Below are 9,669 nucleotides of genomic sequence, written 5' to 3' on the forward strand. Positions count from 1 at the left end.
ACACCGCCCCGTTGTGATCACTCTACGGCGAGCGCCAGATCAAGCAGCGCCTGACCGTCCGGTGTTTCTTCGACAAAACGTGCGTAAGAGGTTTCTTGCGCCAGTGCCCGCCAAGCATCGAAATCCGCTTGGCTCATCTCTGCGATCTCAACGCCTGCGTCGCGGAACACTTCGGCAGATGCGGCATCCTCTTTCTTTGCTTCGGCCAGATAGTAGGCTTGGGCATTTTCAGCGGCGGCAAGAAGGGCAGCTTGCTGATCCTCGTTCAGCGCCTCAAAAGTCGATTTGTTCATCAGCATCGGCTGATACATGAACCAAAGCGCGACATCGCTGGCAGGTGTATAGCACGCGACCTGTTCATAGATGCGATAAGATACGAACGACGACGATGATGTGTTTGCAGCGTCAAGAACACCTGTCTGCATCGCGTTATAAATCTCAGACGAGGCCATAGACGCGATTGATGCGCCAGCACCGGCAAGCATCTGTTCGAATGCCTTACCAGCCGCACGGGTCTGAAGACCATCGATGTCCGACGGGCTTGTGATGCAGCCTTCTTTCCCGGCAAATCCACCAGCAAGATACCCGTGCACCAGTACCATCACATCGTCTTCGGCCATCTTATCCTCAAGCGCGGCCATAAACGGTGATTCATTCATGCGCGCGGCATGATCGTGGTTCTTAACCAGTCCCGGCATAAGCGTTAGGTTATAGGCAGGCTGCTGGCCGCCCGCGTAGGACAACGGCAACACAGTCATATCAAGCTGACCACGGCTAAGCGGTGTGTATTGTTCGCGCGCCTTGAATAGCGATTGCGAACCGAAAATCTTGATTTCAAGATCAACGTCGGCTGCGGCGACTTCGTCAGCGACCATTTGCGCAACTTGGTTGCGAATGTCTTGATTTGACCATTGGTGTGACAGGCGCAGTTCCTCGGCTGCAACTGTGCTGGCAGCTAACGACACGACGGCCGCAGCTGTAGATAGCTTAAACATATTCATTTTTGTTCCTCCCTGGAATACGGCGCAACGCGAATCGCACAGTATTTCAGCAGATTTGAACATCATGCATCACAAGTCAACATTCTTGTATACAAGAATAACATGATTGTACTTTTGGTGATCTAATCTATTATTAAGTTATGACAATAAGAAGCGCAGATCGGATCACAAAAGAACTCGAGCATCTCGTTTTTACGGGTGAGTTAGGTGATGGAGAGAGGCTTGACGAAATCAAGCTTGCAAAAAGGTTTGGTGTATCACGTACGCCGGTCCGCGAAGCGATACAAAAGCTCGCCACATCTGGGCTTGTGACCCAAGAACCGCGCCGGGGGGCGTTCGTGCGTCAACCCGGACCTGTTGAGCTAATGGAAATGTTTGAAGCAATGGCTGAACTCGAGGCATCATGCGGTCGACTTGCTGCTTCTCGGGTGTCTGACGACGCGCTTGTGCAACTTCAAATCGCCAACGACAAATGCCAAGCAGCCCTCGATCAAGGGGACCCTGATTTATATTATCAGGAAAATGAACATTTCCATCACCTGATCTACAAGGCGTCCGGGAATGGGTTTCTAGAACAAGAAGCCCAAAAACTACATCGGCGGTTAAAACCCTTTCGGCGTGTTCAATTGCATCTTCGCGGACGTATGAAACAATCTATGTGTGAGCACCGCGACATTGTGACGGCGCTAATCGATGGGGACGGGGACCGCGTGGCAAACACGCTTCGCGACCATATCGCGATTCAGGGTGAAAAGTTTCATCATCTGATGACAAATCTGAAAAGCGACACCTAGAAGTTTAGGCCGTAAATCTACGGATGCACGCGTATTGCGCGTAACCACGTAAAAGCGATTGATGTTCAACTTCGACATCTTCTGAAAGAGCGTTAAGCATCTCGGCAAGGTCATCGCGCGGGGTGACATGAAACCGACTGAGCCAGCGGCGCAGCCACCGTTTAAACCAAACAGGTAGTCGGCTTTGATCGCCGAAATCAACGATATGCAGTTCACCCCTCGGGCTAAGGTTGTCAATTGCTTCAGATATCGCATCCTGCCATGCGGGGATCATTGATATGCAATATGACATAACGATACGGTCAAATTTCTGCTGTGAAAACAAATCCTGAGCATCGAATTGTGATGCATCACCTTGGGCTAGCTGTACACGCTGACCAAGCTTATGCCGCGCCGTCAGCAGCATTTCCGACGATATATCAAGCCCGTAAAGGTGGCAGTTCGGGTAACGCCTATCAATTTTATCTAGATTTCGGCCCGTACCACATGCAATTTCAAGAATGTGGGCATCGCGCGATGGGCGCAATGTGCGCAACGCATGGTCACGGCCTAAAAGGTAATATTTGCGCGTTAAATCATAGATCCAACGCTGCCTACGATAAACACTATCCATCAGCGCACCATGGGCGTCGGTCATCAAATTAACCTTTCATCTGGTATAAGTGAAAACCGCCGTAGATTGCAGAACGATCATTCCTGAAACCGCGCGCAGATGCTTTGGGTTGATAGACCCAGCGCGAGAGCGTTTCATCGGCAACTCTGCCCGGTAGAATATCGTCCGTCCCACCGGTGCGGAAAATCACGCGTGCACCTGGTGCTGCAGTGCGCGTGATCTGATCCCAAAGTGCATTTAATTGCGTGTCATTCATCCAATCTTGGGCATCAAGCAATACATAGCACTGCTTTGATCCGTTTGGTTGCCCAGCCAACACATCAGTGAACGATCTGTTCAAAACCTTCACGCGGGATGCATTCGCACGAACGATGTCAAAGTTCTGTGCTTCAAGGTAAGGCGGTACTGATGCATTGGGCGCCGGTTGGTATCCTCGGTTCGCCGCCTGCCAAGCAAAGTAATTATCCTGAATAGGAAAGTCGCAAAACAATTTCCGTGTGCGTTCTCTTAAAACAGCGACAATATCACCGCCTGCATCCGCCGCTAGCTTGTCATACTGTGCGGGGGGAATACCAAGACCAAACAGTGACGCCCGCCGATTGGCAATAAATTTTATAACGCGACTATCGTACAGCGGGGCGATTTGCGTATCAAAGAATACCTTTTGTTCGTCCAGAGTGTTGGCAGACAGAAGGACACCAAAATCAACGCGCGCGACCTTTGCGACCAGATGGATAAGCCCCAGAAAACGACCAAGAACGCCATGGTGATATAGTCCGCGTGACAAAATGGTTTTACGTCGCCCTCTCATGGTCCAACTTTGCCAGTAGTCACTTGTTTCATCATCAAGATGTGGTGCTACGTATGTATCGAAGGTGTTCAGGTTTTTGCGCATGTCGGCATGACCAAGCATATCAAACAGCGTGGCATGATCCGGTACGTTTTCGACTGTGGCAAGTTTGAGTTTATTCAGCATCACATGCGCCGGAGACAGGTCAACGCCGATCATCGAAGATGGGTTTTTTGTAAGGTAACTTAGGATGTTACAGCCGCCCGAAGCGATACAGACGATATTGTCGTCAGGACCGATATTTAATGCTTCCATGTCGACACGCGGATCTTCCCAGATTTGGGCGTAAACGAGGCCATGAAAAAGTCGCGCAAAAATACGTTCCAATAGACCTTCACGCGTCAGTTTGGCGTTTTGATTGACCGCAGACCTTAGCTGCTCGCTTATGGTAGGGATGGATGATGTCATTTCATTCTCCGGTTAGCTGTCTATCTTTGACAGCTCTTTTGCTTTTCGGCGGCGCGGCTTTTCTATTGCGGCAGCCCTTGCTTTTTCTTCCCAATCAATCAGAACGATCTTCCCGGTTGGGGTTTCGATGACGGCTGTGCAGCTTTCGACCCAATCGCCCGTGTTGATGTACCTGATGTTTTTGATATTACGGATATTTGCATGGTGGATATGGCCACAAATCACGCCATCGTAACCGCCTCGCTTGGCTTCTTCTGACAAGACACCTTCGTATTGACCGATAAAGTTCACCGCTGACTTCACCTGCCGCTTAGTCCACTTTGACAGCGACCAATACTGACCGCCCCAAAGAGATCGGAGTAGGTTGATCTTTGGGTTCATCCAGATCAAAAAATCATAAGCAGCATCACCAAAATGGGCTAACCACTTGGCGTTCATTACGACGGTATCGAATTGATCGCCATGTGTGATCAAATATCGTTTTCCGTTCAATCCGACGAAATCCGCAGTTTGCACGACTTCGATCCCGCCAAAATGGGTACCCAGATAATTGCGCATAACCTCGTCGTGGTTGCCCGGAACAAAGAAAATTTGGCTGCCATTACGTGCGCGTTCCAATAATGCTTGAACAACGTCATTATGTGACTGCGGCCAGTGCCAACCCCGGCGACTGATCGCCCACCCATCAAAAATATCGCCAATCAAATAAATTGTAGCCGCATCGTGGCCAGCCAAAAAATCGAGCAACAGGTCGGCTTGGCACCCTCTGGTTCCAAGGTGGATGTCTGATAAAAATATTGTTCTGCAAAGCATTTACTGTGCCTCCGAAACGCATTTCGCGAACGAATAGCCTTGTGATGTGACAGTGACGTGAAGACACCGTTGCCAAGGTTATCACTGGTTGAAAATCGCGCATGACTTGGCCTTGGCGAAGCGCGATACCCACGTTATGACGGGTGTCCGAACACATTGGAGAGACCGCCATGACCGCCGTCGCAGATCGTATCGCCCGTAACATAGCAATCGAAATTGAGGCGCGACCTGAACAGGTTAATGCGACCGTTGCTTTGCTAGATGCGGGCGATACCGTTCCATTTGTGGCGCGCTACCGTAAAGAGGTGACAGGTGGATTGGATGACGCGCAACTGCGTAAACTTGCCGAACGGTTAAGCTATCTACGTGATCTAGAAAAACGCCGCGCGAGCATTCTTGGCGAAATCACGGGGCAGGGTAAGCTGACTGAAGCGCTGGCCCGATCGATTGCCGAGGCAGATACTAAGGCGGTGCTTGAGGATTTATATCTTCCCTTTAAACCCAAGAGACGCACAAAAGCGATGATCGCTCGTGAAAACGGATTGGATGCGTTGCTCCGTGCCATTCGTGATGACAGGTCAGCCGATCCGACCGTACTGTCGAAAGGGTATCTGTCTGGTTCCGTGTCGTCGACCAAAGACGCATTGAACGGCGCGCGCGATATCTTGGCTGAAGAGCTTGGTGAAAACGCAGCTTTGCTAGGCCGCTTGCGTGCGTTTATGCAGCAAGAGGCCATTGTCACAGCAAGGGTCAATAAGGGCAAAGAAGAGGCCGGGGTGAAATTCTCGGATTACTTTGCACATACTGAAAAATGGGCGTCTATCCCGTCGCACCGGGCGCTTGCCATCCTACGTGCCGCCAAGGAAGAAATTGTCGCAATCAATATCTTACCAGACGAAGAGACCGGATTGGACCGTGTGATCGGGATGATTGCAGCCGAAATCGGGATAAAGGGGCAGGGGGCAGGTGATATCTGGCTTCAGGACGCGGCCGCGTGGACGTGGCGTGTCAAGCTAAGTCTTTCGATGTTCATGGACCTGCTGACAGACATGCGTCGTCGCGCGCATGCCACTGCGATCGACGTGTTTGCACGTAACTTGAAAGACTTGCTTTTGGCCGCGCCAGCGGGCGCACGCGCGACGCTTGGTTTAGATCCCGGTATTCGAACGGGCTGTAAAATCGCGATCGTCGACGAAACTGGTAAGCTACTGGACACCGCCACGATTTACCCCTTCCAGCCGCGTCAAGATTTACGAGGTGCTGAAGAAACACTGCTTCACCTCATCCGCAAACACGGGGTTGCTTTGGTTGCGATCGGCAACGGCACAGCCAGCCGCGAGTCCGAGAAATTGGTTGCGGATGTTCTTAAAAACCTGCCGGCAGGCGTTTCACGTCCGACCCCGGTGATTGTGTCCGAAGCAGGGGCGTCCGTCTATTCAGCGTCAGAGCTCGCATCACAGGAATTCCCAGATGTAGACGTGTCTATCCGCGGCGCTGTTTCGATTGCACGCCGGCTGCAAGACCCACTTGCTGAACTGGTTAAAATTGAACCTCAGGCGATTGGCGTTGGGCAGTATCAACATGACGTTGATCAGCGCCAGTTGACCCTATCGCTTGCTGCGGTGGTCGAGGATGCTGTGAACGCCGTTGGTGTAGATCTGAATATGGCATCGGCACCTTTGCTGTCACATATCGCAGGTCTTGGGCCATCTCTTGCACAAAACATTGTGGCACATCGCGATGCAAATGGTGCTTTTGCGTCACGTAAGGCGTTGCTGAAAGTCGCGGGTTTAGGGCCAAAGGCTTTTGAACAATGTGCGGGATTTTTACGTATCACGGATGGTACAGAACCGCTTGACGCGTCTTCGGTTCACCCAGAGGCCTACGGCATCGCACGTAAGATCGTGCAAGCCTGTGGTCGGGATGTCCGTTCAATCATGGGCGATAGTAGCGCGCTTGCCGGACTAAGGGCTGAGCAATTCGTGGACGACAGTTTTGGCCTTCCTACAGTGCGGGACATTTTGGCAGAATTGGACAAACCGGGACGTGACCCACGCCCTGCGTTTAAGACTGCAACATTTGCAGAGGGCGTGGATAGCATAACTGATCTTAAGCCCGGAATGTCACTTGAGGGGACGGTGACAAATGTCGCTGCATTTGGTGCGTTTGTCGATGTGGGCGTGCACCAAGATGGGCTTGTTCATGTTAGTCAGCTTGCCGACAAATTCGTAAAAGACCCGCATGAGGTTGTTAAAGCCGGTGATGTTGTTCGAGTACGAGTCACCGAAGTAGACGTGGCGCGCAAGCGTATCGGATTGTCGATGCGCAAGGACAACAACCATCAGCCAGAGCCGGAAATACGCCAAAAGACAAAGCCAAATTCGTCGTCCAAAGGGAAATCAACCGCTGCCCCAAAGCCAATGGGCCGCAATACTGGCGCGTTGGGTGCTGCATTGGCGCAGGCACTGAATAAGAAGTGATACTTCGTCACCTTTAAAACATCTTCTCGTTTCGCCAACAGGCGGGCAGGGAAGACGACAAGCTGAAATCAAACAGAAAAGCTAGGAGCGCGGTTTTGTTCCGGTATCAAGTTGATGTGTCGGCCTTGGTAGTTATGTGATGATTTCCGGCTGGCTCGTTTGCTGAGAGTATATCATAAATGTCATGCTTTCTGAGAGGCTTTGAAAGATATCCATTCATTCCAGCATCTAAACAGCGCTGCATGTCTTCGGCCATCGCATTGGCTGTGAGCGCAATGATCGGCACTTCTTTTGAACCGTTCAAATGTTCAAGCCCGCGAATTTCACGGGTCGCTGATAGACCGTCTAGCACAGGCATTGAAATATCCATGAAAACCAGATCAGGTTTCCAATCACTAATTGCGTCTACTGCAATCTGTCCATTTTCCCACAAGATAAGATCATCAACCACCGGACCAATAATTTTCTCCATCAGGACACGGTTGATTACATTGTCTTCGACAACAGCGACCCGCATCCCGAAATGCAATGATCCATCATTGTAGTCTTTTGCATTCAATATAGGTTCGGCTGATCGTGATGTTGCGGTAGATATCGCATTTTCCAGATCGCTAGTTCTGACGGGTTTGTTTACCAATATATCGATACCCATAAGATCAGCCTGGCCCCTCAAATCTTCGAGATTACCTGAAGAGAGAAAGATAATCGGAATCTTTGCCGTTACAGGGTTAGACCGCATTGCTTCGGCTAAATCTGCACCTGAGCGGACAGGCATGTGATGATCTAAAATCGCGATATCAAATTTACGATCTGGATGCTCAACAAGCAATTCAAGTGCAGCTTCATATGAATCAGCCACCTCAGAGGTCATCCCGAAGCTTTTCAACCGATCTGTTAGAATGCGACGATTAACATCAAGGTCGTCAACGATAAGAGCATGCAGCCCAGCGATTTCAACAGACGTCGCTGATAGCGTAGAGGCAGAAGGTTCAGTAGATTTCAGAGGAAGCGAAAAGTAAAACTCAGTTCCAACGCCCAGTTCACTTTCAAACTCAATTGCGCCACCCATCAATTCGATGAGTTTACGCGTGATCGCAAGACCAAGCCCTGTACCCTCAATTTCGCGGGTTTCACTGTTTTCAACCTGTTCAAAGTCAGCAAAAATCTTGTGCTCTTTGTCCGAAGGAATACCGATACCAGTATCTTTGACAGAAAACCGCATACTGTCGGGACCATCCATCTTTGCGTTGATCTCAATATGACCCGTCTTCGTAAACTTAACGGCGTTGCCGATTAAATTCAGCAAGCACTGACGCAATCGGGCATCATCGCCTTCGACCCAAACAGGTACATCATCGGCAATATCAACGCAAAGTTCGAGATCCTTTCCCTCGGCAGCGGGGGCTAACAAAACCGCGGCATCTTGAATACATGCGTGAATATTAAAGGGGTGTGTTGAAATCGAAATATGGCCTGAGTCTATCTTGGAAAAATCCAGAACGTCGTTGATGATCGTCAGCAAAGCGGCGGCCGATTGGACAATCGTTTCGGTCAACGATTTTTGCTCTTTGTCCAAATTGGTTTCGCTTAACAATTCTGCCATTCCGATTACCCCATTCATCGGCGTACGAATTTCATGGCTCATGTTAGCTAAAAACCGGCTCTTTGCTTGGGCAGCAGATGAAGCGGCTTCTTTTGCGTCTTCTAATTGTCGGTTTGACCGCTGTAGGTGTCGCAAAGACCAAAGAATAATCCCAATGGGCACAAGCGCCGACAGCAGCAAAATATAAACAAGAGAAATTGACAGGTCCTTGAAGGCGCCTAGGATCGTATCATGGGCTTCTGACACGTCGACGTACACTTCGGCAACGCCGACAACAGTGCCTTCCTCAACTAACGGATAGTATGTTTCAGCATACCAATCGGGTCTATTTTCTTTTTCACGGCCATCGTTGACTTGTGTGACTTGCACACCTGTTTCAATAACGTTGAGCGCGGTACTATTCGTTTCATCGTCAATCAGGAATGAAGCGTCTGAAACATCGACATTATCGGAAAGAAGAATAAGGTGCCCTGTTGAATCGAATATTTTAAAACGGAAAACATCAACAAAGTTTTGTGCTTCGTTTAGTATCCTAATCTGTTCTGCATCCGCTGATCCATTGCGAATGATACCTCTAAACCCATCAATCTGTGATGAAAAATGGGCAACCCAAGTGCTTGCGCTCGCTTCAGATCTGGCGGCTATGGTTTCGTGCGCCATATTGGTCGTCAGCCGTTTCGTGGCAACGATACTAGCATAAACAGCAAACCCAATTGCTAGTACCAGCACCAAGTTCCTTTTCACACTATATCTCCTGATATTTCAAAGAGTTAGCACCATTACGATCGCCCATACATATTACCTTACTTAGGGTTGTTACATATATATCAAGCTTTTCACAGGATTACGTCAACTATTTGTCACGAGTACGGAGCATTCTCGAACGATAAATAATTGAAATTTGGCACTATTTCATGCGCGATAAGCATGTCTCTCAAAACCATCGATGCAAACGGTTGCTAGGTCTAGGGCAGGGTGCCCAAACCGTTACGATGGTCGCATGCTAGACATTTGTGCACGATACCTGAACCGCGACTCTTGTTGGTGTCAGGGTAGGAGTGTCATCGCAATTCCTCCAACATCTTTTCGCAGAATACCTCTGCTGGC

At 49.8% G+C, this 9,669-nt stretch carries 7 protein-coding genes; 2 read left to right on the plus strand and 5 right to left on the minus strand.

The annotated features are described in order from the left end of the window. Window positions 1-17: 17 nt before the first annotated feature. Window positions 18-995 (minus strand): TRAP transporter substrate-binding protein DctP, encoded by a 978-nt coding sequence (gene dctP / locus CLV80_RS02410; RefSeq protein ID WP_375342185.1) that lies wholly within the window; start codon window positions 993-995, stop codon window positions 18-20. A 146-nt stretch (window positions 996-1,141) separates the two neighbouring features. On the opposite strand from dctP, the gene CLV80_RS02415 reads away from it, so the two are divergent. Next, on the plus strand, window positions 1,142-1,795 hold the full coding sequence (locus CLV80_RS02415) for a GntR family transcriptional regulator (protein WP_106354375.1): 654 nt from the start codon (window positions 1,142-1,144) through the stop codon (window positions 1,793-1,795). A gap of 4 nt (window positions 1,796-1,799) precedes the next feature. Here CLV80_RS02415 and CLV80_RS02420 read toward each other — a convergent pair whose 3' ends face one another. Genes CLV80_RS02420 through CLV80_RS02430 form a run of 3 tightly spaced genes read right to left on the minus strand, consistent with a single transcriptional unit; the run spans window position 1,800 to window position 4,479 of the window. After that, window positions 1,800-2,432, minus strand: a complete 633-nt coding sequence (locus CLV80_RS02420; RefSeq protein ID WP_106354377.1) for a class I SAM-dependent methyltransferase — start codon at window positions 2,430-2,432, stop codon at window positions 1,800-1,802. Window positions 2,433-2,436: 4 nt separating this feature from the next. Then, complete coding sequence (locus CLV80_RS02425) at window positions 2,437-3,666, minus strand: BtaA family protein (RefSeq protein ID WP_106354379.1); 1,230 nt, start codon at window positions 3,664-3,666, stop codon at window positions 2,437-2,439. Between the two features lie 12 nt (window positions 3,667-3,678). Then, on the minus strand, window positions 3,679-4,479 hold the full coding sequence (locus tag CLV80_RS02430) for a UDP-2,3-diacylglucosamine diphosphatase (RefSeq protein WP_106354381.1): 801 nt from the start codon (window positions 4,477-4,479) through the stop codon (window positions 3,679-3,681). A gap of 170 nt (window positions 4,480-4,649) precedes the next feature. Between CLV80_RS02430 and CLV80_RS02435 the strand changes: the two genes are divergently transcribed. Continuing rightward, on the plus strand, window positions 4,650-6,959 hold the full coding sequence (locus CLV80_RS02435) for a Tex family protein (protein ID WP_106354383.1): 2,310 nt from the start codon (window positions 4,650-4,652) through the stop codon (window positions 6,957-6,959). Between the two features lie 106 nt (window positions 6,960-7,065). On the opposite strand, the gene CLV80_RS02440 is transcribed toward CLV80_RS02435, so the two are convergent. After that, a complete protein-coding gene (locus tag CLV80_RS02440; RefSeq protein WP_133169736.1) occupies window positions 7,066-9,306 on the minus strand; it encodes a hybrid sensor histidine kinase/response regulator in 2,241 nt (746 codons plus the stop codon). Window positions 9,307-9,669 lie beyond the last annotated feature (363 nt).

The organism is Yoonia maritima (genome assembly GCF_003003285.1).
Classification (GTDB): Bacteria; Pseudomonadota; Alphaproteobacteria; order Rhodobacterales; family Rhodobacteraceae; genus Yoonia; species Yoonia maritima.